18 protein-coding genes are annotated in these 13,032 nt (G+C 48.4%); 7 read left to right on the top strand and 11 right to left on the bottom strand.

Annotation, left to right across the window (positions count from 1 at the left end; all coding sequences use genetic code 11):
* Positions 1-10 precede the first annotated feature (10 nt).
* The 4 genes from ACQKD4_RS03315 to ACQKD4_RS03300 all read left to right on the top strand — a co-directional run bounded on the left by ACQKD4_RS03315 (position 11) and on the right by ACQKD4_RS03300 (position 2,288).
* The gene (locus tag ACQKD4_RS03315; RefSeq protein WP_214693607.1) at positions 11-454 is read left to right on the top strand and encodes a YaaR family protein; all 444 of its coding nucleotides are present in this window, start codon (positions 11-13) and stop codon (positions 452-454) included.
* Between the two features lie 9 nt (positions 455-463).
* Positions 464-1,129: a DUF2225 domain-containing protein gene (locus ACQKD4_RS03310; protein ID WP_224861756.1), complete on the top strand. Its 666-nt coding sequence runs from the start codon at positions 464-466 to the stop codon at positions 1,127-1,129.
* 105 nt (positions 1,130-1,234) lie between these two features.
* Positions 1,235-1,735 carry a DUF1572 family protein gene (locus ACQKD4_RS03305; protein WP_427372478.1) on the top strand — a complete coding sequence of 167 codons (501 nt, stop codon included), beginning with the start codon at positions 1,235-1,237 and terminating at the stop codon, positions 1,733-1,735.
* Complete coding sequence (locus tag ACQKD4_RS03300; protein WP_427372477.1) at positions 1,698-2,288, top strand: DUF998 domain-containing protein; 591 nt, start codon at positions 1,698-1,700, stop codon at positions 2,286-2,288. Before ACQKD4_RS03305 ends, ACQKD4_RS03300 begins: the two co-directional genes overlap by 38 nt.
* A gap of 104 nt (positions 2,289-2,392) precedes the next feature.
* On the opposite strand, the gene ACQKD4_RS03295 is transcribed toward ACQKD4_RS03300, so the two are convergent.
* Positions 2,393-3,013, bottom strand: a complete 621-nt coding sequence (locus ACQKD4_RS03295; RefSeq protein WP_427372476.1) for a hypothetical protein — start codon at positions 3,011-3,013, stop codon at positions 2,393-2,395.
* A 134-nt stretch (positions 3,014-3,147) separates the two neighbouring features.
* Positions 3,148-3,333 (bottom strand): hypothetical protein, encoded by a 186-nt coding sequence (locus ACQKD4_RS03290; protein ID WP_214693614.1) that lies wholly within the window; start codon positions 3,331-3,333, stop codon positions 3,148-3,150.
* 159 nt (positions 3,334-3,492) lie between these two features.
* On the opposite strand from ACQKD4_RS03290, the gene ACQKD4_RS03285 reads away from it, so the two are divergent.
* Complete coding sequence (locus tag ACQKD4_RS03285; RefSeq protein WP_427372475.1) at positions 3,493-3,870, top strand: DUF3021 family protein; 378 nt, start codon at positions 3,493-3,495, stop codon at positions 3,868-3,870.
* A 36-nt stretch (positions 3,871-3,906) separates the two neighbouring features.
* On the opposite strand, the gene ACQKD4_RS03280 is transcribed toward ACQKD4_RS03285, so the two are convergent.
* From ACQKD4_RS03280 to ACQKD4_RS03265, 4 genes are read right to left on the bottom strand one after another with little or no spacing between them, the layout of a single operon-like run.
* On the bottom strand, positions 3,907-4,257 hold the full coding sequence (locus ACQKD4_RS03280) for a flagellar protein FliT (protein ID WP_427372474.1): 351 nt from the start codon (positions 4,255-4,257) through the stop codon (positions 3,907-3,909).
* A complete protein-coding gene (fliS, locus tag ACQKD4_RS03275) occupies positions 4,257-4,631 on the bottom strand; it encodes a flagellar export chaperone FliS (RefSeq protein ID WP_214758342.1) in 375 nt (124 codons plus the stop codon). The genes ACQKD4_RS03280 and fliS overlap by 1 nt, the downstream gene beginning before the upstream one ends.
* A 14-nt stretch (positions 4,632-4,645) precedes the next feature.
* On the bottom strand, positions 4,646-6,340 hold the full coding sequence (gene fliD, locus ACQKD4_RS03270; RefSeq protein WP_427372473.1) for a flagellar filament capping protein FliD: 1,695 nt from the start codon (positions 6,338-6,340) through the stop codon (positions 4,646-4,648).
* 12 nt (positions 6,341-6,352) lie between these two features.
* Positions 6,353-6,709, bottom strand: a complete 357-nt coding sequence (locus ACQKD4_RS03265) for a flagellar protein FlaG (protein ID WP_427372472.1) — start codon at positions 6,707-6,709, stop codon at positions 6,353-6,355.
* A gap of 177 nt (positions 6,710-6,886) precedes the next feature.
* Between ACQKD4_RS03265 and ACQKD4_RS03260 the strand changes: the two genes are divergently transcribed.
* Positions 6,887-7,759, top strand: a complete 873-nt coding sequence (locus ACQKD4_RS03260; RefSeq protein ID WP_427372471.1) for a DNA endonuclease — start codon at positions 6,887-6,889, stop codon at positions 7,757-7,759.
* 57 nt (positions 7,760-7,816) lie between these two features.
* On the opposite strand, the gene ACQKD4_RS03255 is transcribed toward ACQKD4_RS03260, so the two are convergent.
* The 5 genes from ACQKD4_RS03255 to ACQKD4_RS03235 form a co-directional block, all read right to left on the bottom strand.
* Positions 7,817-8,983 (bottom strand): flagellin, encoded by a 1,167-nt coding sequence (locus ACQKD4_RS03255; RefSeq protein ID WP_214820652.1) that lies wholly within the window; start codon positions 8,981-8,983, stop codon positions 7,817-7,819.
* A gap of 245 nt (positions 8,984-9,228) precedes the next feature.
* Complete coding sequence (locus ACQKD4_RS03250; RefSeq protein ID WP_427372470.1) at positions 9,229-10,521, bottom strand: methyl-accepting chemotaxis protein; 1,293 nt, start codon at positions 10,519-10,521, stop codon at positions 9,229-9,231.
* 123 nt (positions 10,522-10,644) lie between these two features.
* Positions 10,645-10,968, bottom strand: a complete 324-nt coding sequence (locus tag ACQKD4_RS03245) for a hypothetical protein (protein ID WP_214760022.1) — start codon at positions 10,966-10,968, stop codon at positions 10,645-10,647.
* Between the two features lie 10 nt (positions 10,969-10,978).
* The gene (locus ACQKD4_RS03240; RefSeq protein WP_427372469.1) at positions 10,979-11,806 is read right to left on the bottom strand and encodes a GNAT family N-acetyltransferase; all 828 of its coding nucleotides are present in this window, start codon (positions 11,804-11,806) and stop codon (positions 10,979-10,981) included.
* Positions 11,807-11,872: 66 nt separating this feature from the next.
* Positions 11,873-12,358, bottom strand: a complete 486-nt coding sequence (locus tag ACQKD4_RS03235; RefSeq protein WP_074033732.1) for a hypothetical protein — start codon at positions 12,356-12,358, stop codon at positions 11,873-11,875.
* Positions 12,359-12,514: 156 nt separating this feature from the next.
* Here ACQKD4_RS03235 and ACQKD4_RS03230 point away from each other — a divergent pair, with 156 nt between their 5' ends.
* Complete coding sequence (locus tag ACQKD4_RS03230) at positions 12,515-13,015, top strand: hypothetical protein (RefSeq protein WP_427372468.1); 501 nt, start codon at positions 12,515-12,517, stop codon at positions 13,013-13,015.
* The last annotated feature ends 17 nt before the right edge of the window (positions 13,016-13,032 follow it).

Genomic DNA, 13,032 nt, shown 5'->3' with positions numbered 1-13,032 from the left:
GGTTGCCCGTATGGACATTCGTCGCATCATGGAGACGCAATCGCTCCTCGGCTCAAGTAAGGCAAAACGCCCCGAAGTCGAACCCGGCGTCTCCTTCCAAAACGTCATCGGTCAAAAGCGTGAAGACCGCGAACACGAGCGGTTCCATCGCCAAATCGCCGCAATTCAGGAACAAGGAGAGCTACTCGCCGAGAGCCAGACGGTCGAGGCGCTCGCCGATTATAAGAAAATGATCAAAGACTTTATGAAAGAGGCCGTTGACGCGGCACTCCGCCTCGAGGACAAGCGCGGATTCAACCGTCGGGGACGTGCGAAGATCTACAAGGTCGTCGAACAAGTCGACCAGAAGCTCCTTGCGCTGACGGACCAGGTCATCTCAGGGGAAGCCTCTCGCCTCTCCCTCCTCGACCAGGTCGGTGAGATTCGCGGATTGCTCGTCAACGTCTATGTGTGAGGTGTCGAGATGGCAGAACATTTGTTTTTGAAGAAAGTTAAATGTCCGTATTGTTTACAGGAAAGCAAGACCCAGCGTGTGTTGTCACGTCACATCCGCCCGCTCGAGGTCGAAAAGGACGGCTATACGACGTATGACGGACCGAACCCGTATTTGTATGAGCCGACCGTCTGCGGTCACTGCCACCTCGTCTTCCATGACTCGTTCGACAAGGTGCGGAAGCATAACCGGGAAGCACTCGAGACGCATTACTTCAACCAAGTGAACCCGGATGTGCTGAAAGGTGACCGAACACATGAGCATGTCATCCTCCTTTATAAGTTTGCGGTCATGACGGCCCAGTTGAGCGGACAAAAACCGTCCGTCGTCGCCATGCTCGGGATGCGGATCGTCTGGATGTATCGATTGATGGGGGATACGGCGTCTGAGAAGGAATGGATGCAGCGCACGCTCGATAAATACAACGAGGTGCAAGAGGCGTATACGGACCCGATCCGGACCGGGCTGCCGTATGACCAGCTCATGCTACGGATTGCCGACCTCTCGGCTGCGCTCGACTATTACGAAGATGCGCGTCGCTGGTACGGGATTCTCCTCAGCAGTAAGGAAGTATCGGAGCGGATTCGGAATCAGGCACGGACGCATTGGGAAGATTTTCGGTTGGAACATGCGTAAACGAAAGCGTAGGATATTGAATCCTACGCTTTTTATGATGTCATCATTGAAGGGGTCGATGATGGGGTATAAACAAATAGCTTACATACTAAAGGAGGATTTCTTATGTTTGAAACGCAATATCTCGATACTGTACGCGCCACCTTCAAAAGCCAGAAACAACTCGCCGAGCGCGCACTCGTCCAAGTGAGTGACGAGGACCTGCATAAGACGCTTGCGCCCGATACGCTCTCCCTCACCCTCATCATCCAGCACATGGCGAACAATATGAAATCGCGCTGGACCGACTTCTTGACGACGGACGGCGAGAAGCCGGACCGGAATCGCGACGCCGAGTTCGAGGACCAACAGCTGTCCCGGGATGAACTGATGCAGGTGTGGGACGAGCGTTGGCAACTGTTAGACGACGTCTTGGCCGCTCTCACACCAGAAGACTTAGGAAAAGACGTCATGATTCGCGGGGAAGCCCACTCCGTGATTGATGCAATTGAGCGACAAGTGTCGCATTACGGCTATCACGTCGGTCAGATTGTTTACCTATCGAAACTATTTGCCGGTAGCGATTGGGATGTCTTATCGATCCCGCTACCGCATCAGCGGAAATGAGATGCGCATCTTCGTGTTCGTGACGTTCCTTCTCGTCACATCCCTTCTTCCGCTGATCAGTTTTGACGGTTATAAAATCGTTCGTCATACGACGAGTCACTTAGGATCACAAGGTGCCCCCTTTGCATGGGTGATGAATATCACTTTTGTCCTTTTAGGCTTCACGGCCATTTTGGTCACTTGGCGAACGAAAATCTGGTACCACCGAGTATGGGGTGGTGTGTTTGGGATAAGTCTCTGTTTCACAGGATTATTCCGTCACGCCCCACTTGTAGATGGAATCACGACAATCGTCTGGCAAGATACATGGCACTCCATCTTTGCGACGACGACCGGTATTGGGTTTACATTGCTGGCAGCGGGACACACCATGATGTCTCGTCGTGGTGCCCAACGGTGGGTCGCCCTCATCATGACCACCGTGGCGATCGTCATCCCCATTGCGATGTTCGGTATTCCTGAAATCATGGGATTATTGCAGCGCGTGATGTTTATTAGTGCATTTTGGTGGTTGTTCTTTTATATGAAGCCACCTAGCGAACTCTCTGTTTAATCATGGAGCGGACCCATAGAGAAAGGGGTCCGTTCGTTGTATTTCGTCTTATTTTCCAGTGACCATACAAAAAACGTGCCGACACTCGTTCGGCACGCCTCATCTTATTTCATCACGTTGATTGTATATTCGTAACGATCTTCCGCCACTTTGTCGAAGTTTTCGTTAAACGGTCCGTCGATGACGACTTTTAAGTCCGTCAGTTCTTCCGGCTTCGCCTTCACGAAGAAGAGCACGTTTCCTTCTTTCTTCACTTTCCCCATAAATTCGCCACCGACGTCATCTGAGAACCATAAGTCCGAAGACACCTGCTCCCCCGTGTTCGTCACGAGCGTCGCCTGGTTCGGATGGAAACTCATTGTCTCGTCGACCGTGTTCTCGACAATCATGTTCATCGCGACGACGGTCACCTCTTCTTGTCCATCGAATGAATCGCTATATGCTTCCGCGACCGTGAGACGTGACGTCTGCACTTTGTCGATTGCGAACTGAATCGGTCCCATCGTCTCCGTGATCGTGACTGCCTTATTCTTCAAATAAATCTTGTTCGTTCCAAGTTCACTTTCTTGGATGTCCGTCTCTTCAGCAGTCGTCTCGTCCGTCGCACTCGCTTCTGCCTCTGCCACTTCTTCCGTATCCGTCGCCGTCGTCTTCAGTTCATCTGCTTCCCCGCATCCGACGAGTAGTGCTAGCGGTACCGCCACTAGTAAGCCAAACCGTTTCATCTTCATCTCTCCCTTTTCATAATCAAAGTAATGTGGTTAAGACGAATATAACGAATTGGCAATCCATATCGTGACAAGAAAAAGTTCCAGGCAAAATAAAAGTCAAGGTCCACAATCGGACCTTGACATATACACTATCCTCTTGATTTCAGCTCTTCTTCTTCGTATGGGTCCGGACGATCTTCAAGCGGCGTATCGTCCTCGACATATGCCTCGAGTTTCGGGTCCCGTTCCACATACTCATCGTACGCTCCCTCTGGACCATAGACGAAATAACGGCGTTTCCGTGACGATACCGGTTTGGATTCTTTCTCACGCATCTCGTTTCCCTCCTCTTTCCAGAAAAGAAGCAACGGCTACAATGATGTTTACCCGATTATAGCGGAAAACAGACGTGATTTCATCTTCGCTTTTTATCCGAAACCTTTTTGCGTGATATCCGTATATATGCACAACGATTCAATGAAGGGATGGTACATATGCAATTAGTGAAGAAAGGGTTCGTACGAAGTCTCTTATGGTCGCTACCGTTCGCAATCCTCGCGCTCTACCAAGGATGGTCAGGAAATATAGGCGCTGTACACGCCATGCTCGTCTACGCCGGAGTCGCTTTCTTTCTCGGGCTCACGAGCGTCATTTATGAAGTCCGACAATGGTCGTTCAAAAAGCAGATTTTCATTCATTGGTGCGTCATGCACGTGACAATCCTACCACTCCTATGGTTCGGTGGGTCTACGCCAGTGACGTCACTTCAAGATGCCGTCTGTCTCTATTTAAACTTCACGGTAAGTGGGTTGATCTTGTTTACCGTTTCCTATTTCATCATTCGCATGCGTCGTCAAGTGAAAACCTCTTAACACAACAAAGCTCGAAGGCATATGCCCTCGAGCTTTTTACGTCTGTTGGTCGTATAGACCAGAAAAGTTGGAATCAACGTCTTCATACGGGTCGACGTACGATTTGACCGTCTTCCGTTCCATTCGGGCCGTCCCGAGCGTCATTCCGAGACGCAGGTGTTCGGCCTCAATGAGACGCGCAATTTTTTGACTGTCGTCGACGAGCTGCCTGAGAACCGTCTGATCGGCTTTCTCCAAATCAGGACCGTGCGCCGCGAGCAACTGTTCGCGGTCGTCCAAGAGCTCGTGTATTTGTTCCATCCACGTGTCGTACGTCGGCTCTTCTGGGACTTGCGCCAGCAACTCTTTCAGGCGTTGCGTCTTTAAAATGATCTCATCAATCGGCATCATGACTGTTTCGCGAGTTTCATCGCTTCCTTCCACGTGTCGCGGAGTTCCGTTGTGAAATCGAGTACCTCATCGAGGATCGTCGTGTCGTTCTTGACGTTCGCATCGACGAGACGGCGCCACATGTACTCGTAGAGCGAGTCCAAGTTCGCCGAGATGGCGATGTCTTTATTCAGTGTAAGACGAAGCTCTTGGAAGATGGCTTGCGTCTTTTGGATATTGATGTTTTTTAAATCAGGGTTACCCTGGTCGATTGCAAGCTTGGCGAGGCGCATGAACTTGAGCGCCCCGTCATAGAGCATAAGCGTCAGTTCCTGTGGGTTCGCGGTCGTGACCGCATTGTTTTGATAAGCTGCGTATGGATTGGCTACCATTTAAATTCCTCCTCTTACATGCCTCCGCCTAAAAACTGTTGAAGTGAAGCGGCTTGTGAGTTCGCCTGGTTCATCGCCGTTTCCATCGCCGCGAAGCGACGGTAGTAGGCATTTTCTTTATCGATGAGTAAATCGTTGAGTCTTTTGATTCGAGTATCCATCTGCGTCATTTCGCGACCCATTGAATACGTCGGAGCCCCCGCCCCGTCGGCACCGGCGATTCGTGTGATTGTCTCACGTGAGTCCTTCGCCGTATCACGGATTTGTGGGAGGAGTCCTGTACTTTCATCCGTGAACAGTTTATACACTTGTTCAGGGTCTTTCTCGATGGTGGCTTTTAACTTCTCTTCATTCAGCTCAATCTTTCCGCCGTTCGTGAAGTCAGATCCGGTCGAAAGACCAATCTGGAATAAACGAGACATGTCTAGGTCATTCGTGCTCGATGTCGCGCCTGACCATTTGCTACGGAGCGTGTCCATCGTTCCGCGAAGGATCGTGTCCCCACGGAGCATCCCGCTCATCGCTTTCTCTTCCCACTTCTTAATTTCGTCTTCAGACAACTCATCGCGCTGTGCCTGTGTGAGCGGTGCGAACGAACGGAATCGTTCTTCGCGTGTCTTCTTGTTCATGAGATCAATCGTCTCATTGTATTTATCGACGAATCCTTTGATGTTGTCAAAGATTTTTTTGGTGTCAGTGGCAGCGGAGAGAGTGACTGGACCTTCCGTTTCAAGGAATGACGATTTTAATGTCAATGTCATGTTGTCAATCGTCGTCGTGTTCGAAGTACGTTCGACTTCAATCCCATTCACTTTGAACTTCGCATTTTGTCCTGTCGGAACAACGGTCCCCATACTAAAGGCAGATTTGAAGTTGGTATCAAACTGAATAGTAGAAGTTACTCCAGTCTCTTTCGTCGACAAGGAAATTTTTCCGGTAGACGATTCAAAGAAAGCAGAGAGTCCTGTCTCTTTACTATTTAACTTGCTCATTAAATCTTGTACCGTCGCGTCCGCACCTAATTCTATCTTTTGATACGTCCCGGTTGTACTAGATTTGTACTGAATTTCAAAACCAGTCCCAGAGGCGAACGAAGCAGAAACATCTTTTGGAATGATTCCACCAGGATAGTTTGTTGTATTGGTGGCAGTGACTTTACCAGTCGCTGTGTCATACGCAAAGTTCGTAGAATCTAAAACGTTTCCTGCCGCATCTTTTAAGACGACTGTCGAAAAGTCCAAATCTTTCGGAATCGTTAACTCGGTTCCAGCCGTCTCTTGAATGACGCGCTTCTGACCAGCAACAAATCCATTCATGTCTGATAACTTTGTCGTACTCGTCAACTTCTGCCCATTGCGATTGACAGCATCTAAAATAGTCGTCGCCGAGCTGGCCAACTGTGTTACCGAGTCAATCCGAACCGCACTATTTCCACTTGATGGTCCGGCAGTCACGCTGATTTTTGACTCATCCGATGAACTCGACGTCTTCGCATAGAAGTTTCGGCTGAACATCAAGTCGACCGCACTGTTCCGTAGGGTCATGAGGGAGCGGTTGATTTCGCGATACGCATCGCGTTTCCATTCCGTCGTTTGTTTCTTCTGCTCGAGTTTATCGACCGGCGCACGCTCGGCCTGCATCAATTGTTTAATAATCGTATCTGTATCGATTCCACTGGCGAGTCCGCCAAATCGGATCGGTGTGGTCATGAGAATCCTCCTTTATACCCGTTCATCGAAGAGTTGATTGAACTCCATGAATGCCGCAAAGAAATCGAGTGATTTCTTGCTTGGGATTTCGCGGATGACTTCGTTGTTCGTATCCACGATTTGAATATAATAGTCGTTCAATTTTTCATGTTTCATAAATTTCAAGCCCGTACGTTGTTGTTCGAGCACTTGATTCGCCTTCTCGACGGCCGCCTCTAACTTGGTGACGTGTTGAGGCGTCGGAAGAATGACGATGCCTTCGTCGGCGAGCTTTGTTTGATTCGCTTCAACGAACACGTTTTTCGTTTGTTCATACGGCAAGACGGAAGAAGGTAGGTGAAGCCGGACTTCTGAAATGGTCGGGTTCATACGTTTCTACTCCTTATTTGTTCTTCTCTTTCTTAATATCGGCAAGTCAGGAAAGAAGTTCAATGGAAACTTGTTCAATGATTGTTCATAATTATTTTCTTTTGAATTGAAATTCGATTATTTAAATTGGGTATTCAATATAAGAACATACATTCCCTTAAGAGAGGATAAAAAGTGATGAAATGGGCAGAATTGACGACTTTTGAGAAGAGTTTATTAATGGGGACTTTATTGGGAGATGGACACATCGGAACTTCTAAAAAGAAATATCCAAACGCGAATTTAAGATATGGAGAACATTTTTCGATCAAGCAACTCGAATATCGTGAATGGAAATTAAATAGCGCTCCACGAATCTTTTCAAGTATCATCAAAAATAACAACGGGACGAGCGCTTCTCTCACCTCACGTTTTGACGAATTGTTCACCTGGCTTCGAGCAGAACTTTATATCGGAGGTAAAAAAAGCATCCCCCTTCATTTACTTGAAGAATGTACGGATCCAGTTTTTTTACTAGCCCTCTATTTAGATGACGGCAGCCTGTGTGTCACGCGCTCGACCCGTTCAAAAAAACAACAAATGATTTTAACTCCTCACATCGCACTATATTTACAAGCATTTCATCCTTCTGAATTAAATTACTTAAGTCAATTCATCGAAAAAACATTTGGACATCATTTTGTGTTAAGCCGAAGAAATGATGGTCACAATTTCATTCTCCGTATTCAAAAGACGGAAAATGCTCTAAAATTCTTAGACTTTACTGCTTCATACAGTGAGAAAATACCTTCTATGGCATGGAAGCTAGATTGGGAATATCGCTTGCAGTTGGAGAAAGAAGCGAATCCAGATATGATTGTCATCACATCGAAACCTAAAAACGATTATTCGGAGGAAGACATCGAACTGATTGTGACTTCAAAATTTAAAGGAATTTCAGATCAAGAAATTGCAGATGCACTAGGACGTAGCTATTGGTCTGTTGTATACAAGTGGCAGGATATTAAGAAAAATCGATTAAGAGAAGAGCAAGTTGTGTATGTAAGTTAAAAAACACCCGTGTCTCTTTCGAGGACACGGGTGTCAAAAAGTTTGTTATAAAGCCGATTAACGAAGCAATTGAAGAACCGCTTGCGGTTGCTGATTCGATTGCGCCATCATAGCCTGTGCAGCTTGGTTAAGGATGTTGTTCTTCGTGAAGTTCATCATCTCTTTGGCCATGTCTACGTCACGGATGCGTGATTCAGCAGCTTGAAGGTTTTCAGCTCCAACGTTCAAGTTATTGATTGTATGTTCAAGTCGGTTTTGAATAGAACCTAATTTTGAACGTTCTCCCGAAACTTTCTCAAGTGCTGTGTTAATAGTTGTAATAGCAGCCGTTGCTTTAGTTGCAGAAGTAATATCAACAGCAACGCCACCAGTACTTAATCCTAAGTCATCAGATTTCATGCTATCAATACCGATAAGAATATTTTGACCTGAGTTAGCTCCAATCTGAGTCGAAATAGCTTTAGTCACATCATTTGATGCAGCTTCCATTTTTCCAATACTAATTGTAACGCTTTCTCCAACTTTCATTGAAGCTAAATCTGTCAAAGTTATTGCAGAGCCAAATGAAGCATCCAATCCATCAATTACTCCAGCTCCTGAAGATGTTAGTGCAACACCACTGTTACTAGGATCACCAATTGTGAAATCACCAGCAACCGCTGTTGCAGAAGAGTTCGTACGTGTGATCGTAATAGTACCTGATGAAGTCAAGTCATCAGTGGCTGCAGCAGTTGCAGTAACAGATGCAATGCTACTATTATTTTGAACCGTGACCGAACCATCCACTTTATCTTTAAGTCCCACTTTTGATCCATCTAACAATTTTTGAGTGTTAAACTCAGTTGTATTTGCAATTCTATCGATTTCTGAAGTCAATTGATTTACTTCTTTTTGGATTTCTTTACGGTCTGTTGCAGTATTGGTATCGTTTGAAGATTGAACAGCGAGTTCACGCATACGTTGAAGAATTGAGTGTGTTTCATTCAACGCACCTTCAGCAGTTTGAATCAATGAGATACCGTCTTGTGAGTTACGCGATGCTTGATCAAGACCACGAATTTGCCCACGCATTTTTTCAGAGATTGCAAGACCAGCCGCATCGTCACCCGCACGGTTGATGCGAAGACCTGAAGATAACTTCTCCATTGCCTTACCAGTTTGCGTTGTGTTGAACGACATGTTACGGTGTGCGTTCATTGAGTTTAAGTTGTGGTTAATAATCATTGTAATTTCCCTCCATAGGTTAAAAGTTTTTCCGCTCTTCCAAATCCATTTGTCCGAGCATGCAAGGTTTAGGCCGGCCCCTCACCTTGCATTTTTTGGAACGTTTTATCGTTTCCATACTCTATATCGGAGTCATCCCGTATCTGTTTAGTCTTTTTTTCAACTTTCTATTCAAAACCTGTAGATTTCTACTTTTGAACAGAAAAAACGCCCCATCACTGGGACGTCTCTTCTCCTCTCACCTCTTACACTTCCACCTTCATCTGTTCCGTCTCATTCTGCAAACTCTCTGCGACGCGAACGAGCTCTGTCATCGCTCCGTTCACTTCTCCAAGACTTGCCGCTTGCTGGCTCGCCGCTGATGTCACTTCATTCGCATAACGTGATGCTTCTTCGACCATTCCGACGATGCCTGCCGAGTTTGTCACGACCGAATCGATTTGACCGCGTGATTCATCAAGCAATGAGTCGACTGAATGGACATGGCTATACACTTCATTCGCTGAATTGTGAATTGATGCGAACGCACCACCTGCTTTTTCAACCAAGCCGACACCTGTCTCCACTTCTGCTTTGACGTTGGCCATCGAAGACGATGTATCGCCAACGAGACGCTTCACATCCACGATGAGATCCGTGATTTCCTGTGTCGAGTTCGCTGTTTGTTCCGCGAGCTTCTTCACTTCTGCCGCAACGACAGCGAATCCACGTCCATGCTCTCCGGCACGTGCCGCTTCAATCGACGCGTTCAAGGCAAGCAAGTTCGTCTGTGCCGAGATGTCACTGATGACATCCGTGATGCGTGAGATCTCGCCTGTCATTTCCGTCAACTGGCTGTTAAGCGTCGATGACTGTTCGACTTTCCCAGCAATCGCATGCATCGCGTTAACGGAAGACGACGCGAGGCCTTTCCCGCTCTCCGCTTCCTGTTGCATCTCGCTTGCCGAATCAAGCGCCGATGACATCTCTTGACGGATGCTCTCCATCGTCCGCGCGACCGCTCCAAGCAAGTCCATCGAGTTGTACGTCGCACTGACGTTGTCTTCTAACATCTTGTTGAGGGAATCCATCGCGACACGAATACTTTCGCCCGCCACGTTTCCTTCTTGGACTGAAGCTGCAATTTCCTGTGCCGAACCAGTCAACTGGTCCGCCGTGTAACGCATGTTCATCCCTTGTTCCCGAAGGTGTTCGACCATGTTGTCCATCGACAAGAGCAAACGTCCCATCTCCGAACGGTCTGACGTCTTCTCGTCCGCGAAGTGAACCGTCAAATCACCGTTCCCGACTTCGACAGCTTTTTCTGAAGCCATCTCGACCGCTTTCAGTGGACGACGGGCGATCAAGTAAATGACGATCCCGCCGAGTGACGAGATAAGTAATGCCACGACCGTACCGACGAGCATGACCTGTCCTTGTTCCATCTCGAGTTCTGTCAAAAGCAATAGTGTGATGTAGCCGACCGCTCCGCCCGTGATAAAGGACGTGACCAAGATCCACGCGAGCAGTTGCGTCGTAAAGTTTTTAAATACTTTCACTGTGTTGTTCCTCCTCATTGTGTTCATCACTCCCTATATCGTCCGATTTCCAATGAATGTATAGCGTTTTCAGTTGAACGTTTGGTCAATGAAAAAACGTACCCCGTAAAGGAGTACGTTTCATCAAAATGCTTCATCGTCACGTTCGACGCGCGTCACCCGTCGCGGAGTCGTCGCAGCGTCAATCGCGAGCGTGATCGCTGCCGCCCAGTGGAGCATCATCCCGACGATTGGAATGAACCCGAGGATTGATGCCGTGATCCCGACGGCCGCGCCGTACGAGAATCGGTTCAGTCGACTGAACGAGAGAATCAACACGATGACGTGATAGACGAACATGAATCCGAGGGGCGAATAGCCCATCCCGATGATGAAAAGACCACCGAGAATCGGGATCCCGAGAAATGCTTCAAACGCCGCACCGAGCCATTTCAGATTTTTCACCATGTAGGTCACCTCATAATTCGATCATGTAAAACTCGTAGCCGCCATTTTCTGCGAAGCCTGCGCGCTTATAGATTTCGAGCGCTGCCTTGTTTTCCGTTTCGACATCGAGCTCGACTTTCGTCCGGCCCATGCGGAACAGTTGTTGCACCATCTGTTTCAACATCTTCGTGCCGTAGCCTTTACCTTGTTCTCCTGCCTTGACGCCAAACGCGTGAATGCTTGCCGCGTCGTCACCGAAGAGGAGGGCACGGATGACGCCGACCGGTTTGCCGTCGACTTCGCCGATATACGTCACGCGGTCCGGTGTGTCGATTTGCTGATAGATGTTATCCGTCACATCGACCGGGTCACCGAACGCCTCGCTGAGCGTCGCGATGATGAGCGGGCGGTCGTCTGCCGTCGCCTCACGGAGCGATACCTCGTCCGGCTTCAAGAACAGCTCCGCCTTCTTCAAGACGAGATTGTATTCCGAGAACTGATACGCAGCTTGAAGATGCTCAAGCACCGCCTTCCCAGATGCCGAGTTCCGGTCGATGACGAACGTGAACGCCTCACAGCCGTTCAGTTTCGCATCCTGTTTCGCCGTTTCGAGCAGTGCTGTAAAGACACCTTGCTTCCGGTATTCCGGATGGACGAGCGCGTTCACCTCATACTCGTTCGGGAGATACGGGAAAAGCATGAGATACCCGACGAGCGTCTCTCCGTCGTATACCGCATAGTCGTTCTGTCCGACCGACTCATGACCGACTTTGACGTCAACCTTATCGTTCGCGTTGACCGCCTGTTCTAACGTTTTCACGTCATCTGCTTGTTTGACTTCTTCTACTGTCCAATTCATATACATCACCTCATTTGTATTGTAGCACAAAGGAAAAAGCCCGCCGTAGCGAGCCCACTTAACAGATTATAACGTCCGGAACTCCAACTCAGGGAGCGTCTCGATCAATTCAGCGATTTCATCCGTATGCGCCTCCGCGCCCGGGACGGCCTCTGTCGGTTCGACCCAGAAGAACGTCTTGTCGTTCGTGCCGAGATAGTTGCCGTACCCGACCTCTGTCGCGAACGCCTCTTCCGTTAACTCACGGTCGATCAAGTCCAAGTGGAACAAGAGCTGGTCGTCCCCGTCCTCGACGTTATAGTACAAATCGAACGTGCTGTAGCTCTTCGTGTCCCCGATGTCGACGACGTCCTGTGCCTTCTCGATATAGACGTCACCGCGCTCGATCGCCGCAACGATTTTTGACGGCAAGATGATCTCGTATCCGAGTTCTCGGTCACGAATCGTCTGCGTCGTATCCTCTGTCCGTCCCCGGGACGAGACGACACCGACCGTTGCCACCAATGCACCCGTCACACCGAGCGCGAGCGCCCATTTCATCGATTTGTTCACAAGAACCACTCCCTAGTTGTTGATGTCTTCACTTGATTATCCCACAAGTTGATGACTTTTCATCAAATATTCTGAAAAAATGTTTCCCCTTACATTGACGACCGTCCGCCAATCCCATACGATGGTAATAACGTACTAGAGAAAAGAGGAACTGACATGTCTAACGAAACTACTTTGACGCGCGCTCAGCTCGACGCGCTCTTGAAAAACGTCTTCGCCCTTCAAATCCCGGTCATCGAGAAATTCATGACGGATTTGTTTAAACAATACGTCTCGACGGCTTCCACGTTCAAACAAGATATGGACACGATGAAAGCGACAGACTGGCACAAGCACTTCTTCGGTCAAAAGGTCATGCCGCACCTCTTCATCGAGAACCTCGGCTTCGGCGCATCGTTCCGCCACCAAGGTCAAGAGAAAGTCGTCAGCATCCCTGAGAACATGACGGTCGTCAAACCGGACTCAGACGCACAGATCAAAGAGATTTTAGAGAACCTTGACAAGACGCTCGTGTCGATGGACGGGATCAAAAACAAAGGACTCGTCAAAAAGTTCTATAAAGAAACGCTCGAACTCATCTGCCAGCTCGGTAGCCGTACTGGTATGATGGATGACTTCTATGACAAAGTCAAAGGCAGTTTGACGACAAGTTCATGACAATGCCTCGCTCGAAG

The sequence above is a fragment of the Exiguobacterium sp. NPDC077395 genome, from assembly GCF_050269125.1.
Classification (GTDB): Bacteria; Bacillota; Bacilli; order Exiguobacteriales; family Exiguobacteriaceae; genus Exiguobacterium; species Exiguobacterium aestuarii_A.
The sequence above is the reverse complement of the archived record's forward strand: the minus strand, read 5'-3'. Positions and strand labels throughout refer to the sequence as shown.

Excerpts from the sequence above, each read along its gene's own strand:
- ACQKD4_RS03295 (WP_427372476.1), bottom strand. The coding sequence starts at position 3,013 with ATGAAACGGTTTGGCTTACTAGTGGCGGTACCGCTAGCACTACTCGTC.
- ACQKD4_RS03285 (WP_427372475.1), top strand. The coding sequence starts at position 3,493 with ATGCAATTAGTGAAGAAAGGGTTCGTACGAAGTCTCTTATGGTCGCTA.
- fliS (WP_214758342.1), bottom strand. The coding sequence starts at position 4,631 with ATGGTAGCCAATCCATACGCAGCTTATCAAAACAATGCGGTCACGACC.
- ACQKD4_RS03300 (WP_427372477.1), top strand. The coding sequence starts at position 1,698 with ATGTCTTATCGATCCCGCTACCGCATCAGCGGAAATGAGATGCGCATC.
- ACQKD4_RS03245 (WP_214760022.1), bottom strand. The coding sequence starts at position 10,968 with ATGGTGAAAAATCTGAAATGGCTCGGTGCGGCGTTTGAAGCATTTCTC.
- ACQKD4_RS03240 (WP_427372469.1), bottom strand. The coding sequence starts at position 11,806 with ATGAATTGGACAGTAGAAGAAGTCAAACAAGCAGATGACGTGAAAACG.
- ACQKD4_RS03310 (WP_224861756.1), top strand. The coding sequence starts at position 464 with ATGGCAGAACATTTGTTTTTGAAGAAAGTTAAATGTCCGTATTGTTTA.
- ACQKD4_RS03305 (WP_427372478.1), top strand. The coding sequence starts at position 1,235 with ATGTTTGAAACGCAATATCTCGATACTGTACGCGCCACCTTCAAAAGC.
- ACQKD4_RS03315 (WP_214693607.1), top strand. The coding sequence starts at position 11 with ATGGACATTCGTCGCATCATGGAGACGCAATCGCTCCTCGGCTCAAGT.
- fliD (WP_427372473.1), bottom strand. The coding sequence starts at position 6,340 with ATGACCACACCGATCCGATTTGGCGGACTCGCCAGTGGAATCGATACA.
- ACQKD4_RS03265 (WP_427372472.1), bottom strand. The coding sequence starts at position 6,709 with ATGAACCCGACCATTTCAGAAGTCCGGCTTCACCTACCTTCTTCCGTC.
- ACQKD4_RS03255 (WP_214820652.1), bottom strand. The coding sequence starts at position 8,983 with ATGATTATTAACCACAACTTAAACTCAATGAACGCACACCGTAACATG.
- ACQKD4_RS03280 (WP_427372474.1), bottom strand. The coding sequence starts at position 4,257 with ATGCCGATTGATGAGATCATTTTAAAGACGCAACGCCTGAAAGAGTTG.
- ACQKD4_RS03290 (WP_214693614.1), bottom strand. The coding sequence starts at position 3,333 with ATGCGTGAGAAAGAATCCAAACCGGTATCGTCACGGAAACGCCGTTAT.
- ACQKD4_RS03260 (WP_427372471.1), top strand. The coding sequence starts at position 6,887 with ATGAAATGGGCAGAATTGACGACTTTTGAGAAGAGTTTATTAATGGGG.
- ACQKD4_RS03230 (WP_427372468.1), top strand. The coding sequence starts at position 12,515 with ATGTCTAACGAAACTACTTTGACGCGCGCTCAGCTCGACGCGCTCTTG.